This is a genomic window from Priestia sp. J2 (assembly GCF_020790095.1).
Lineage (GTDB): Bacteria > Bacillota > Bacilli > Bacillales > Bacillaceae_H > Priestia > Priestia zanthoxyli.
Genome location: NZ_CP086208.1, coordinates 1,888,730 through 1,901,857, shown reverse-complemented (window position 1 = coordinate 1,901,857; position 13,128 = coordinate 1,888,730). Strand labels below are relative to the sequence as shown.

The window sequence follows — 13,128 nt, the reverse complement described above, 5'->3', positions numbered from 1 at the left end:
TTATGCTTTTCTGCTTTCCGTCATTTGTTTCCAAACAGAACCTTTTGCTTCTTCTCCGCCTTCGATACGTTCAATCGCTAGCTTGATTTGTAAATCTACCTCAAATTCTTTGTCATTCTCTGCTGCTTTTAATGCAGGAAGAGCCGTCTCATCCCCTACCTCGTATAAATACATCGCTGCACGCCAGCGCACAAGCTTGTTTTTATCACCAAGGGCTTCACACATTGCCGGAATACCTTCTTCAAAACCTAAATCCGACATGCAGTCTCCAGCAGTACGGCGCACAGTGACTGATTTATCTTTTAATGCTTTGTATAAATAAGGCAGTACCGCTTTTGATTCAATCATTCCTAAGTAGACCGTAGCTAAGCGGCGAATAGATGCTTTTTCATCATCAAGCGCTTTATTTAAAACGTCTAAATCAGCTTCTGTTGGATCCATTTGTTCTAAATGGGCATAGCGCACTGACCAATCGTTGTCTTCTAGCATCTCTTCTGTAACTTTATAGGTTTTACGCGGCTGTACCGTTTTTCCGCCTTCTTTTTCTTCTTGTGCATTGGCTACAAGGCGAGTTAATCTTTCTTGCGGATATGCTGCTGCTAATTCTTCCACTACTTCGTCTCCGATAGCCGCTAACTCTCCGTAACGAACGCCTTGTTCTTTCCATTTCCGTTCTAACACTACATTATCTGAAAAGCTTTGAAGCTCTGCTACCGCTTTTGCGAATCGTTCAGGCAGACCAAATCGCTTTTCTTCATTTCCATCCGTTAGCTTAACTTGCATTGGTACGTTTTTGAACATTTGAACGGACACATTGACCTCACCAAAATGCTCATTCATTTTGTGCTGTTCGCTGTTACTCTGCAAATCTTCACCAAACGCTGCACGAACTTGCGGCAAAATTTGCTTCCAGTCATATTTAGCATTTCGCTCTACTGCTAAGAAGTCCGCTACGTGATAGACTCCTTTTACCCCTTCTACTTTCAAGATGTCTTGAACAACTTCAGGCGCTGCTTCAGCATTTTTTTCCGTATAGTTATTGCTTTTTCCGCCTGATAGCACTTCGTCTAAATTAATTTTCATTGTATTCGGACTTGGCGTTGGCTCAATTGATTTAATGTTCATATCGTATCGTACTCCTCTCATTAAAATTGTAGCATGTGGCTTATACTCAGTCTAACGACTTGTTTACGCGTTTTCAATTTCTTCAATCAGCTCTGAAAGCTCTGCCCAGCGATCAAGCAGTGCATTTAATTCTTCATTTGCTTTTTCTTGTTCTAACGATAGGTTATGCGCTTTTGTATAATCGCTGCCCACCTGTTCAATTTCACTTGTTAAGCGTTCAATTTCTTCTTCTTTTGCTGCAATATGATCTTCGATTTCTTCCCATTCTTTTTGTTCTTTATACGTTAAGCGACGCTTTTTCGTTTTCTCCGGCTGTTTTGGCTTTTCTTCTTTCACTTTAGCCTGCTGAGCCATTGCCTGCTTCTTTTTCACCGCTTCTTCTAATTGATCTGTATAAGCGCCAAAATAAGTCGAAATGTTTCCTTCTCCTTCAAAGACAAGTAAGTAATCTGCTACTTTATCTAAGAAATAGCGATCATGTGATACCGTGATAACAACACCTGGAAATTCTTCGAGGTAGTCTTCAAGCACCGTTAGCGTTTGAGTATCCAAATCATTAGTCGGCTCATCTAGCAGTAAAACATTTGGCGATGTCATCAACAATTTCAATAAATATAAACGACGGCGCTCTCCTCCGGACAACTTTTGAATCGGTGTTCCGTGCGTATGTGAAGGAAATAGAAATCTCTCAAGCATTTGCGATGCAGAGATCATTTTCCCATCCGTCGTATGAACAACTTCTGCCGATTCTTTAATATAATCAAGCATGCGTTGATTCAAGTCCATATCATCGCTTTCTTGAGTATAGTAAGCAATTTTAACCGTTTGTCCTCTGTCAATTTCACCGCTGTCCGGCTCAATGCGTCCTGCAATCATATTCAACAGGGTAGACTTTCCGCTTCCGTTCTTACCGACAATTCCAATTCGGTCTTGTTTTTTCACGATGTGCGTAAAGTCTGAAAGAATGATTTTATTTTCATACGTCTTAGACACATCTTTTAATTCAAACACTTTTTTCCCAAGGCGGCTGCCTGCTAAACTTAAATCTAGTGATTCTTTTTCAGAAGAATCGAGTTTTCCTTCTAATTCATCAAATCGCTGAATACGCGCTTTTTGTTTAGTCGTACGCGCTTTTGCTCCTCGGCGAATCCAAGCCAATTCATTGCGATATAAGTTACTTAATTTTGCTTGAGTTGCTTTTTCCTGCTCTTCTCGAATCGCTTTTCCTTCTAGAAAAGCAGCATAGTTTCCTTTATAGCTATATAAATTTCCACCGTCTAACTCAAAAATTCGGTTTGTAACAGCATCCAAGAAATAGCGATCATGAGTAACAAGCAATACGGCTCCTTGATATTTGGATAAATATTCTTCGAGCCATTTAACCGTCTCATAATCCAAGTGGTTAGTCGGCTCATCCAAAATTAATAAATCAGGTGTTTGAATTAGGCTTTGGGCAATTGACACGCGCTTTTTCTGTCCACCTGAAAGCTCACCAATTTTTGCACTCATATTTGAAATTCCCAGCTTCGTTAAGATCGACTGTGCGTTAGAATTGGCTTCCCACGCGTTCATCGCATCCATTTTCTGCTGTAAATCATACAGTGTCTGCTGGTTCTTCTCGTTTGCAGAATCTTGCTCTAACGCATACAGAGCCAGCTCATAGTTTTTTAATAAATTAAGAAGGGGCGTATCTCCGCTGAAAACTTGCTCTAAAACCGTTAAGTCTTCATCAAAATCCGGATGCTGAGGTAAATATGTCACGCTGTAGTCTTTAGCATGAATAATATCCCCTTCATCTCCCAGCTCTAGACCTGCGATAATTTTAAGAAGCGTCGATTTTCCTGTTCCATTTACACCAATTAAGCCGATTCGCTCATTTTCCGTAATTGTAAACGTTAGCTGATGAAACAGCTCTTTTTCTCCATATGTTTTTGTTAAGTTTTCAACAGTCAGCATTTTCATAATGATAATTCCACTCTTTCTTAAATTGAACTAAAAATTCTTTCATATATGTATGTCGCTCTTGCGCTAGAGACCGTGCTGTTTGAGTATTCATTAACGCAGTCAGCTTTAACAACTTTTCATAAAAATGAGCAATAGCCGTTGATTTTCCGTGTCTGTATTCTTCCTCTGTCATCTCACTTCGTACAGCAATGTTTTCGTCATACAGAGCCGTGCCTTTAGAACCTGCATACATAAACGTACGTGCGATACCAATCGCACCAATTGCATCTAAGCGATCTGCATCTTGAACAACTTGACCTTCAAGCGTGGCCATAGCCGGACGGTTGCCGCCTTTATATGACATCGTTTGTAAAATATGAACGATATGCTTGCAGTTCTCTTCTTCTACGCGCTGACTCTTCAGCCACTCCCGCACTTCTTCATACGCTTTTTCAACATCTTCCACTAGCTTATCATCTACCACATCGTGTAAAAGCGCGGCTAGTTCAATAACTTCCCGGTTGCCGCCTTCTTTTTTATATAAAAGCACTGCATTTCGACGCACGCGATCGATATGCTGCCAGTCATGTCCCGTCGTGTCATGCGCAAGCTTTGCTTGAACCCACTTTTCCGTCTTTTCTATTTTGTTCATTTGCTCACCTCAATTATATCCACCATTATTTTAGCACAAAGTAAGGCGCTCGTCTCACTGACAGCTGAGCACCCTTTGAAAACCCTGGCTGAAAAATAAAAAACAGATGGAGATCCACCTGCTTTTACAGCAATTCTTTTATATCTTTTTGAATATCTTTTGGTGCAGTTTGAGGTGCGTATCGCTTCACGACTTCACCTTGACGATTCACTAAAAACTTTGTGAAATTCCACTTTATCGCTTTAGAACCTAGCAGGCCAGGTGCTTGTTCCGTTAAGTATGCAAATAACGGATGTGCATGCTCACCTTTTACATCTACTTTTGCAAACATTGGAAACGAAACGCCGTAGTTTAACTCGCAAAATTGTTCAATATCATTTGAACTTCCTGGCTCTTGACCACCGAACTGATTGCAAGGAAAACCTAGAACCGTTAGACCGTTTTCTTTTTCTTCTTCATACAGCGCCTGTAAATCTTTATATTGAGGGGTGAAGCCGCATTTGCTAGCTGTATTCACAATCAACAGTACGTCACCTTGATAGTTAGATAGTGATACGTCTTCGTCTTTAATTGTTTTTGCAGAGTATTCATACACGCTCATTAAAACGCCTCCTTTTCTCTATTGTAATTCACTTTATTTCTAGAGTACAACTGAAACGCTCTTATGATTTGTCGTAAAGAACCTTTAGCTGGTCAGTCGTTTGCAGCATATAATCAATCATTTCGATTAAATCTCCCACTTGATCTTCGTAAATAAATCGGTTAAAGGTCACCTCAATATTGTTTTCATATTCGTTTGCTCCAACTTCATGAGTAATACGCTGCTTAACCACTCTTGTTGTTCCCCAGATCCTTTCACACATTTCCTGTATGTTTTGAAACTCAGCTTCTTCAAACGGTTTTTGTTTTTTCAGCTGAAAATGAATATAAACTGTACAACCTGGTTTTTCTACACGGGAAGGCGTTAATTCCGCATGAATATTATCTAAGTCGGTTGATAAAGTTAGCGACGCGGTACAGCAAAAATGCTGTTGAAAAGAAATGCGGTACGTTCGAGTAAACTGAGCTAAGTCTACAAAATCTTCGCGATTCGTAACAGATACTTGCCCAGATAAGTCAAGATCATAGATCTCTCCTTCTACAACTACTTTTAAATTATCAAATACAATTGGATCAAACATTTCAACTACTTCCTTTTTTATAAAATACGAACAGTCAACTCTTCTTCTTTCTTGCCAAATTAATTCATAACATACCTGTTATTTTGTTTTATATCATAAGAAAAGCGATGCCAAGGCATCGCTTTTCTCTTAAAAAATACCTAGTGCATGTCCATTCTCGTCAATATCCATATTGAGCGCAGCAGGTTTTTTTGGAAGTCCAGGCATTGTCATAATTGAACCTGTTAGCGCCACGAGAAAACCAGCGCCGAGCGAAGGACGGAATTCCCTCACTGTAATCTTAAAATCAGTTGGTCGCCCCAGCTTCGTCTGATCATCACTTAACGAATACTGCGTTTTGGCCATACAGATCGGCAGGTGATCCCATCCGTTTGCTTCAAATTGCTGTATTTGCTTTAACGCTTTTGGAGCAAAATCTACGCCTTGTGCTCCGTATACGGTTTTAGCAATAGCTTCTACTTTTTCTGGAATCGAAGCTGACACATCATAAAGAGGAGAAAACTGACTTTCTGTCTCGTTCATGACCTCAAGAATTTTTTCAGCAAGCATGACGCCGCCTTCTCCACCTTTTTCCCATACTTCTGTTAAAGCAACTGGAACATTCTTTGAAGCGCACCAATTCATAAGCGCTTCTACTTCACCTTTTGAATCTGTTACAAAACGGTTCACGGCTACCACATAAGGAACGCCGAATGCCTGAATCGTTTCAATATGTTTTTCAAGATTTTCAATTCCCGCTTCTAAAGCCTCAATGTTTTCTTCATTTAAACGCTCTTTAGGAACGCCCCCATGCATTTTCAGAGCACGAATTGTGGCAACGATTACCACCGTTTCTGGTTTAATATCTGCCATACGAGCTTTAATATTCAGGAATTTTTCTGCGCCTAAATCTGCCCCAAATCCCGCTTCTGTTACTACATAGTCGCCTAGTTTTGCAGCCATTTTTGTTGCAATGACGCTATTGCAGCCGTGGGCAATATTAGCAAAAGGACCTCCGTGAATGAGGGCTGGAGTATGTTCCAACGTCTGTACAAGGTTTGGTTTAATCGCATCTTTTAAAAGAAGAGTAAGCGCTCCTTGTGCACCTAAGTCCGCAACCGTTACAGGCTCATTGTCTATGTTATAAGCTACCACAATAGACGCTAAGCGACGCTTTAAGTCTTGTAAATCTGACGCTAAGCAGAAAATAGCCATAATTTCTGATGCAACCGTAATATCAAATCCATCTTCTCGAGGAACACCTTGCATCGGACCACCTAATCCAACGACAACCTGACGCAGCGCGCGGTCGTTTAAATCCACCACTCGTTTCCACGTAATTTTACGTGTATCAATACGCAGTTCATTACCTTGATGTATATGGTTATCTAAAATGGCTGCCAGCGCGTTGTTAGCTGTTGTGATGGCATGCAGGTCTCCAGTAAAGTGTAAATTAATATCCTCCATTGGTAGCACTTGAGCATAGCCACCTCCAGCGGCACCTCCTTTAATTCCCATTACCGGACCAAGAGAAGGTTCACGCATGGCGACAATCGCTTTTTTACCTAATCTATGTAATGCCTGAGCTAAGCCAACCGTCACTGTCGACTTCCCTTCTCCTGCTGGAGTTGGATTAATAGCTGTAACTAAAATCACTTTTCCATCTTGTTTTGTGTGTAAACGTTCCATAACGGACAAAGAAAGCTTGGCTTTATAATGTCCGTACGGCTCTAGCTCGGCCTCTAAAATATCGAGCTGCTCGGCAATCTCTTTAATCGGTTTAATCGTTGCCTCTTGTGCAATTTGCAAATCACTTTTTATTTGCTTCTTAGTTGTCATATAAAAACCCCTTTTCTGCTGAGAATTCTTTTTAAACACTTCATCAAAAAAGGATAAAATCCGTTTTCTGGGGGAGATATGAAGTTTAATAAATACAGGAACGACTGCTCTATAAATTTTACTGAGTTTCAGTCATGCTAAAAAAGCATAGCAATGCTCCAATTTAACCTTATTGTACCATTTCATTTTAGCCATTACGCATATTAATGCTCTTTTTTTTCAAAATTCAATTGCTTAATATTCTGTATATTCCTATAATAGTATATTGTACATAAATGTTGAACCTCATCTTCACGTGAGAAAGAACATTTATACGCGTCATTACTTCGAAATCGAATAGGAGGAATTTTATTGCCTATTAATATTCCACGTGATCTTCCGGCAAAAGAAATTTTAGAAAAAGAGAGAATTTTCATCATGGACGACGTGCGCGCTGTTAACCAAGAAATTCGCCCGCTTAATATTGTTATCCTAAACTTAATGCCGGAAAAAGAAAAAGCTGAAACGCAATTGTTACGTTTACTCGGGAACTCACCGCTGCAAGTGCATATTACACTTCTTTACACGGCAAGCCATAAAGCAAAAACAACGAGTAAAAATCACCTAGATCAGTTTTATAAAACGTTTGAACAAATTAAAGAACGAAAATATGACGGAATGATTATTACAGGAGCACCTGTAGAACATATACCATTTGAAGAAGTAAACTACTGGAAAGAACTTCAAGAAATTATGAATTGGTGTAAAACAAATGTGACTTCTACCCTTCATATCTGTTGGGGAGCTCAAGCCGGACTTTATCATCACTTTGGCATTGACAAGCGACCTCTTTCTGATAAATGCACGGGTGTATTTACACATGTTGTATCGAGTGAAGAACCCATTAAGCTGCTGCGAGGATTTGATGATGTCTTTTATTCTCCTCATTCCCGTCACACTGATGTAGACATGAATGAAGTAAAAAATCATCCTGACCTTGAGCTTCTTTCCTACTCTGAAGAAGCTGGTGTTTATATGGCGATGTCTAAAGACGAAAAGTTTGTTTTCGTGACAGGCCACCCAGAGTACGACGTTCAAACACTGCAAGAAGAATTTCTTCGAGATACAGAAAAAGGACTAGAACCAAAGCTTCCGGAACACTATTTCCCAAACAATGATCCTGACAAAAACCCTTTAAAAACATGGCGTTCTCATGCCAACCTGCTGTTTATGAATTGGTTAAACTATTATGTTTACCAAGAGACTCCATATCTGTGGGAATGAAAGAACCGATCTATCCCAGTGTTCAATTAAATTACGCATGCTCTTTTTCATGTTGAAACTGCAGCGGCCTAGAAATAAAATAGAAAACCTGTCGCTCGTTTAGAGCGCAGGTTTTCTATTTTATTTATTTCCTAATTAAAGCTTTTTTTTCAGAAATCCAGCTTCGACAACAATGATTTGAGAATCCAAAGTTTTTACTCTCTTCCTCATCCTTCTTCATCCTCGTCTAGCTTTGTTTCATCCATTTCCTTCTTTTGTTCTTCTATCATTGTGTCCAGCCATTCAGGCGGCTTTTCACCTTGGTTTTCATTGTATACTTCTGAAGCATCTTTTTCCTCTAAAGAGGATAAGATGTCATGTATATCATTTTGATTGCCCAAAATATTGCCAAATCCCTGACTCACTTTTTTATGACTTCTAAAATTTGTCGGAAAGTTATTACCAAAGTTTACAGCTGAAGCATCTTCGATTGTACCAATATGAATGTCACCTATGCTAAAGATTGATTCTAGAGCCTGATTAGACTCCCTCATTTTTTCTGTATGGATTAGTTTGTAAGGGACACTTCTTTCATTAATTTTAACTGATATTTCAGAAGGACCCTTTTCTTTATTTTTTGCTTTATTATTCTGACTACCCGATTTCCGATTAACATCAGAGTCATTTGTTGTTTTTTTACCTTTCTTTCTCGGCGCTTGATATTGATTCGTTTGCGCAGGAAAAGTATTACCAATATTCAAAGTTCCACTAAGTTCCTTTACATCAATATGTTCTAAATAATAAGACAGTTCGTCCAAGTTCAGTGTTTCAACGTTCTTTATATCTAAATGAAAAGATTGGACCTTTTCTTTTGAAAGTTCATTTACGTGTTTTTCTAAGCTTGCGAGCCTTTTTTCAATGTTTTTGAGTATATTCAACACCTTTTCATCCATAGAGTTTGACCCCTCATTTGTTTTAACACTTTTAGCCCATTTACAACATATAGTAGTGTATTAGATAACTTTAATTAATGTCTCATATGTATGGGGAGGAATTATGAAAATAGATCTCCGTTCTCCGCAAATCATTTTTGATGACCTCACCGTAAATACGGTTAAAAACAACGCAGGAATATTTATAGGAAAAAACATGCAAAAAAATTGGGAAACTACAATCAGCAGCAGCAATTCAGGTTTTGGCACAATTTCGGGAGATGATAATCAACTATCCTACAATACACATCTTGTTCTTGGTGAAGATGATGTAAATGACTCTTTTAAGCAGGCTGCAAAAGAAACTTAACTCTAGGATTTTACTCATCATTTTTTTTAGGGGTTTTCGCCACGGTGGTATTATTTAAAATTTTATTAGAATCACCAACTATTTTTCCGAAACCGTCAGAAATTCGACTTTTATGACTCCATTTATATTGAATATTAACGCCATAAAATAGGCCTGAACTGTTTTGGATTTTATTTACTTTGATGGAATGATAGTGAATATTAGACATAAAAACACCTCACAGACAGCAGTTTACTTCATCTGATTCAATATAAAACTGAAAATACATTCTCTTATGTTTAAATTCTTATTTGTTCGTCTCAAATTGAACGTCTCTTTAATCATTTAAGCTTTTACGCCTTTTCTATGATACTTACTCCATTTACTATAAAAGTATTCCTCTCATTCCCCTTGCAGTGTATATTAATAGCTTTCCCTCTAAAATAAGCTAGCAAAAAAACCATCTGTATAAAAGATGGTTTAAGCCTGTTACTCATATATCCTCCCCACTCTGCCAAAATAACCGATTGATAGAATGCCTAATTACTTTTACTTCTTTAACTTTGTGTAACAGGAGCATTGTTGAAATCTATGTGTTCAGAAAAATTGGAATCAACGACGTCATTATCGTTAATAACATTTACCATTTGAGAGGCGAAGTTATTATAGCCAATTATTTCACCAAACCCCGTATTACTTTTCCAATTCACTTCCCAATCTGATTGAGTATTTTCTCCTGTGAAAATACCAGAGTTATTAGAAATATACGTAACATTAAGATTAGTAAATTTTATAATCAACTTTTCTCAACTTCTTTCATCTTCTTTTTCCTAGAACTGAGAAACTGGCTGAGGATTAATATTTTCAGGCTGAGTAATTGGCGTATCACAAACATCCTGATCATTAATGATATTCGTGCTGCCCAATATAGCTGAATTTATAGCAAAACCGTTTCCTAAGTTAAATTTACCTTGGGAATTCCAATCTGGCTGGCTATTTTGACCTGAAGCAATTACTGAATTGGACACCATACTTACCACGTTTATTTGGTTGAAAATGACGGAAACAGGCATTAGTCCATTCCTCCGCTTTCTAAAATTTTAATGTAGTATATGCGTCCGTTTAAAGTATGGTTCAATTGATTTTCTGCAATTAACATGTTCGTTAAATCTATCGCCACTAAATTCATATATGTTCTTCTCGTAAACCCTTTGTACTCCCCTACCTAGTAAGTTTAAAACGGGAGTTTTTTAATCGCCCTGAATAAGGTGAAGCATTCAGGCATCACTTCTTCTTTGTAAGCGGCCATGTCTTGTAGTTTGTATTTAGAACATAGTTTTATCAAATAAAGAAAAGAGATTGAGACATCACGAGATCAATCCAATCCCAGAAGAAACGAACGGGATAAAAAATCGAGTATGAATCGCCTATGACACTGCTGTTGATTTCGGTGCAATACCTTACTTTTTATAGGATGATGTTGAGCTTCCTCGCCGTTTGCGCTCCTGCGGCGAGTTCTTATCTATTTAGCTTTTCTAGACCTTGTCCTTCAACCAATCGCTAGAATCAGCTACATACATAAGGTCTACGTTCAGCCTATCCATGAAAAAAACCGAACGATTCACCGTTCGGATTTTTCTTCAACTAATATACGTTTGTCTCAGCCTCTTTAAAGTTCTTTAATATATTCAATGACCGAATCTGGAAATTCGTTTCGAATTCCGCAATTCCCACAATAAAATCCGCTATATTCGTCTGTCGCAACGTACTGTCTTAAAAGAAACAATGTTAACCTGTTTGGGAGACCGCATTCTGTGCAAAACGCCAGGTATTTGCTGCGCTGTCTGTTTGCTGACATACGTTTCATCCTTTCGATTAACTATAGAAAGCGTTTTCTTATTTATATGGAGCTTTCTTATTAGTTTATGACAGCAATTACGGTCTATCTCCAATTATTGTCGCGACGAGAAGGGCGGAATAAACGCAGAATTAAATTAATTACAAGTACAATAGCCAAAATGTTAATTAATAACCCAAAAATCCCGCCCAGTGCACCCATATGACCAAGCAAACCGCCAAATAACATCCCTGCCAGACCGCCGTACAGCAGTCCACGAGCGAATCCTCCTCGTTTTGAACGGGTAACGCCTCGATTTACAGTTCCATTTCTGCGATTTGAAAAATTAGATCTCGGCTCATTTTGTCTAACGCTTGGCTGTCTATTAAACGACCGCTTCCCCGAACGATACGACCTTGCACTTACGTTATAGTCGTCGTGATAGGAAATATATTCAGCTAAGGGAGATAAACTTAGCGAAAAAATCAATGCTACGGCAATCATTATTTTTTTCATCTGCTTTTTCCTTTCTTCACCTAATAGTAACTGTTTATTATAGTGCGCTGTTTCATGCATATCATACGTTTTGACACAAAAGGGCATTTCAGCTTCATACAAAATTTTTAATCGGGTATCATAACGTTATACTTTGCCCTAGAAAGGAGCGTGCGTGTACATGATACGAAGAATTAGTATACTGCTGTTCACACTGTGCTTCTTATTGAATGGAGCCCTTCCTGCACTATGTAAAGCGGAACAAGTAAAAAATATAGCTGTGCGTGACCGTTTGCTTTATCAAGGTAATAACCACCTAAAGGAAACCGCCCTAACATTTGATGATGGACCAGATCCGCGCTTTACTCCACATGTATTGGATCAATTGAAAAAGCATGGTATTAAAGCAACCTTTTTTCTTATTGGGGCAAAAGCTCATGAACATCCTGAGCTGGTGAAGAGAATGGTAGCTGAAGGTCATGCTGTTGGAATTCATACCTATTGGCACCCCAATTTACTAAAAGAATCGACTGAAAAGTTTCACTGGGAAATTGCCAAAACTCAGGCTATTATTAAAAACATTACCGGTTTTGAAACACAGCTGTTTCGTCCTCCATATGGAAATTTAACGCAAGAAATGATCAGCGAGCTGCCAAATGAAAATGTCTATGCGATTAACTGGTCTTCTGATTCATTAGACTGGAAGCAAATCCCAGAAGCAGAAATCACCAAGAATGTATTTAAGAACATGCACGCCGGAACAATTGTTTTGATGCACGACGGAGGCCATTGGACCATGGACCTTTCCAACACCGCAAAGTCGCTGGATACCATCATTCCTAGACTTAAACAAGAAGGATATCATTTTGTGACCGTCCCAGAACTTTTGCACATCCCTTATCCAAAAAATTAAGCTCCAACGAGTTTCTGATATAGAAACTCGTTGGAGCTTTACGATTTCCCTTAATAGAAAGTAAATATGCCCCTCCTACAAAAAGTGCGTGTCAAAAGATCTAATTCAAATCCATCTTAAAACTCAAAGATATGCCTTATTTCTTCAAAACGTTATCATACTAAAGATACAAAATGAGGCATTCTTTTTTTGTTCCATCGCTCTACAATAGAGGGAATTTAAGGATAACCTCTAAAATAGGTTTTAAGTTGCATGATTAGGAGTAAATATTACTATAACTACTCTCATATTTTTAGACAAGCTGCATATGTATAAAATGAGAGAGTCGAACGCATTCCACATATCCCTAAATTTCTTCTTCTCACAAAAAAATTGACGAACTTTTTTTGTCAACAGGTGCGTATAGATATGATAGAATTCCTATATAATGACCTGGATTCATTTCTAAACAAGGAGTTTTGACTATGATTAATGAACAAGAGACGTTGTTATTTATTAAAGAACTTGGCCGCTTGTTGAAAGACTATCAAAACTGTTCAAACGCCTCTGTAAAAAGTGAAATATATAAAGATATCGTGTTGTTGAGCAATGTTATCCAGTTAGATCACGTGAACGTTTCTTACGCTTAGAAAATCCTTTT

Annotated in this window: 15 protein-coding genes; 4 read left to right on the top strand and 11 right to left on the bottom strand. The window is 38.3% G+C overall.

Annotated elements, in window-relative coordinates; translation table 11 throughout:
- The 6 genes from LJY09_RS09520 to LJY09_RS09495 form a co-directional block, all read right to left on the bottom strand.
- On the bottom strand, window positions 1-1,125 hold the full coding sequence (locus tag LJY09_RS09520) for a conserved virulence factor C family protein (protein WP_028413648.1): 1,125 nt from the start codon (window positions 1,123-1,125) through the stop codon (window positions 1-3).
- Window positions 1,126-1,188: 63 nt separating this feature from the next.
- Entirely contained in the window at window positions 1,189-3,087 is a 1,899-nt protein-coding gene (locus LJY09_RS09515; RefSeq protein ID WP_028413649.1) for an ABC-F family ATP-binding cassette domain-containing protein, read from the bottom strand.
- Complete coding sequence (locus LJY09_RS09510; RefSeq protein WP_028413650.1) at window positions 3,068-3,721, bottom strand: HD domain-containing protein; 654 nt, start codon at window positions 3,719-3,721, stop codon at window positions 3,068-3,070. The genes LJY09_RS09515 and LJY09_RS09510 overlap by 20 nt, the downstream gene beginning before the upstream one ends.
- Window positions 3,722-3,845: 124 nt before the next feature.
- Window positions 3,846-4,322 carry a glutathione peroxidase gene (locus tag LJY09_RS09505; protein WP_028413651.1) on the bottom strand — a complete coding sequence of 159 codons (477 nt, stop codon included), beginning with the start codon at window positions 4,320-4,322 and terminating at the stop codon, window positions 3,846-3,848.
- A 61-nt stretch (window positions 4,323-4,383) separates the two neighbouring features.
- Window positions 4,384-4,902: a hypothetical protein gene (locus tag LJY09_RS09500; RefSeq protein ID WP_028413652.1), complete on the bottom strand. Its 519-nt coding sequence runs from the start codon at window positions 4,900-4,902 to the stop codon at window positions 4,384-4,386.
- A gap of 129 nt (window positions 4,903-5,031) precedes the next feature.
- Complete coding sequence (locus LJY09_RS09495; RefSeq protein ID WP_028413653.1) at window positions 5,032-6,720, bottom strand: formate--tetrahydrofolate ligase; 1,689 nt, start codon at window positions 6,718-6,720, stop codon at window positions 5,032-5,034.
- Between the two features lie 351 nt (window positions 6,721-7,071).
- Here LJY09_RS09495 and metA point away from each other — a divergent pair, with 351 nt between their 5' ends.
- Window positions 7,072-7,983, top strand: coding sequence for a homoserine O-acetyltransferase MetA (gene metA / locus LJY09_RS09490; protein WP_028413654.1), 912 nt, complete (start codon window positions 7,072-7,074; stop codon window positions 7,981-7,983).
- Window positions 7,984-8,189: 206 nt separating this feature from the next.
- Here metA and LJY09_RS09485 read toward each other — a convergent pair whose 3' ends face one another.
- Window positions 8,190-8,915 carry a hypothetical protein gene (locus LJY09_RS09485; protein ID WP_028413655.1) on the bottom strand — a complete coding sequence of 242 codons (726 nt, stop codon included), beginning with the start codon at window positions 8,913-8,915 and terminating at the stop codon, window positions 8,190-8,192.
- A gap of 103 nt (window positions 8,916-9,018) precedes the next feature.
- Here LJY09_RS09485 and LJY09_RS09480 point away from each other — a divergent pair, with 103 nt between their 5' ends.
- Window positions 9,019-9,264 carry a hypothetical protein gene (locus LJY09_RS09480; RefSeq protein WP_228307692.1) on the top strand — a complete coding sequence of 82 codons (246 nt, stop codon included), beginning with the start codon at window positions 9,019-9,021 and terminating at the stop codon, window positions 9,262-9,264.
- A 10-nt stretch (window positions 9,265-9,274) separates the two neighbouring features.
- On the opposite strand, the gene LJY09_RS09475 is transcribed toward LJY09_RS09480, so the two are convergent.
- From LJY09_RS09475 to LJY09_RS09460, 4 genes are all read right to left on the bottom strand, one after another.
- A complete protein-coding gene (locus LJY09_RS09475; RefSeq protein ID WP_014460478.1) occupies window positions 9,275-9,472 on the bottom strand; it encodes a hypothetical protein in 198 nt (65 codons plus the stop codon).
- 601 nt (window positions 9,473-10,073) lie between these two features.
- A complete protein-coding gene (locus LJY09_RS09470; RefSeq protein ID WP_223260161.1) occupies window positions 10,074-10,274 on the bottom strand; it encodes a hypothetical protein in 201 nt (66 codons plus the stop codon).
- A gap of 638 nt (window positions 10,275-10,912) precedes the next feature.
- Window positions 10,913-11,101 (bottom strand): hypothetical protein, encoded by a 189-nt coding sequence (locus LJY09_RS09465; RefSeq protein ID WP_014460480.1) that lies wholly within the window; start codon window positions 11,099-11,101, stop codon window positions 10,913-10,915.
- An 84-nt stretch (window positions 11,102-11,185) separates the two neighbouring features.
- Entirely contained in the window at window positions 11,186-11,596 is a 411-nt protein-coding gene (locus tag LJY09_RS09460) for a hypothetical protein (protein WP_028413657.1), read from the bottom strand.
- 160 nt (window positions 11,597-11,756) lie between these two features.
- Between LJY09_RS09460 and LJY09_RS09455 the strand changes: the two genes are divergently transcribed.
- Complete coding sequence (locus LJY09_RS09455; protein ID WP_028413658.1) at window positions 11,757-12,488, top strand: polysaccharide deacetylase family protein; 732 nt, start codon at window positions 11,757-11,759, stop codon at window positions 12,486-12,488.
- A gap of 464 nt (window positions 12,489-12,952) precedes the next feature.
- Window positions 12,953-13,117 (top strand): hypothetical protein, encoded by a 165-nt coding sequence (locus LJY09_RS09450; protein ID WP_013056680.1) that lies wholly within the window; start codon window positions 12,953-12,955, stop codon window positions 13,115-13,117.
- Window positions 13,118-13,128: the final 11 nt, after the last annotated feature.

Bases quoted from the DNA above. Each gene is read 5' to 3' on its own strand.
- LJY09_RS09475 (WP_014460478.1), bottom strand. From the start codon at position 9,472: ATGTCTAATATTCACTATCATTCCATCAAAGTAAATAAAATCCAAAAC.
- LJY09_RS09500 (WP_028413652.1), bottom strand. From the start codon at position 4,902: ATGTTTGATCCAATTGTATTTGATAATTTAAAAGTAGTTGTAGAAGGA.
- LJY09_RS09495 (WP_028413653.1), bottom strand. From the start codon at position 6,720: ATGACAACTAAGAAGCAAATAAAAAGTGATTTGCAAATTGCACAAGAG.
- LJY09_RS09470 (WP_223260161.1), bottom strand. From the start codon at position 10,274: ATGGTGTCCAATTCAGTAATTGCTTCAGGTCAAAATAGCCAGCCAGAT.
- LJY09_RS09510 (WP_028413650.1), bottom strand. From the start codon at position 3,721: ATGAACAAAATAGAAAAGACGGAAAAGTGGGTTCAAGCAAAGCTTGCG.
- LJY09_RS09505 (WP_028413651.1), bottom strand. From the start codon at position 4,322: ATGAGCGTGTATGAATACTCTGCAAAAACAATTAAAGACGAAGACGTA.
- LJY09_RS09465 (WP_014460480.1), bottom strand. From the start codon at position 11,101: ATGTCAGCAAACAGACAGCGCAGCAAATACCTGGCGTTTTGCACAGAA.
- LJY09_RS09485 (WP_028413655.1), bottom strand. From the start codon at position 8,915: ATGGATGAAAAGGTGTTGAATATACTCAAAAACATTGAAAAAAGGCTC.
- LJY09_RS09455 (WP_028413658.1), top strand. From the start codon at position 11,757: ATGATACGAAGAATTAGTATACTGCTGTTCACACTGTGCTTCTTATTG.
- LJY09_RS09520 (WP_028413648.1), bottom strand. From the start codon at position 1,125: ATGAACATTAAATCAATTGAGCCAACGCCAAGTCCGAATACAATGAAA.
- LJY09_RS09515 (WP_028413649.1), bottom strand. From the start codon at position 3,087: ATGAAAATGCTGACTGTTGAAAACTTAACAAAAACATATGGAGAAAAA.
- LJY09_RS09460 (WP_028413657.1), bottom strand. From the start codon at position 11,596: ATGAAAAAAATAATGATTGCCGTAGCATTGATTTTTTCGCTAAGTTTA.
- LJY09_RS09450 (WP_013056680.1), top strand. From the start codon at position 12,953: ATGATTAATGAACAAGAGACGTTGTTATTTATTAAAGAACTTGGCCGC.
- LJY09_RS09480 (WP_228307692.1), top strand. From the start codon at position 9,019: ATGAAAATAGATCTCCGTTCTCCGCAAATCATTTTTGATGACCTCACC.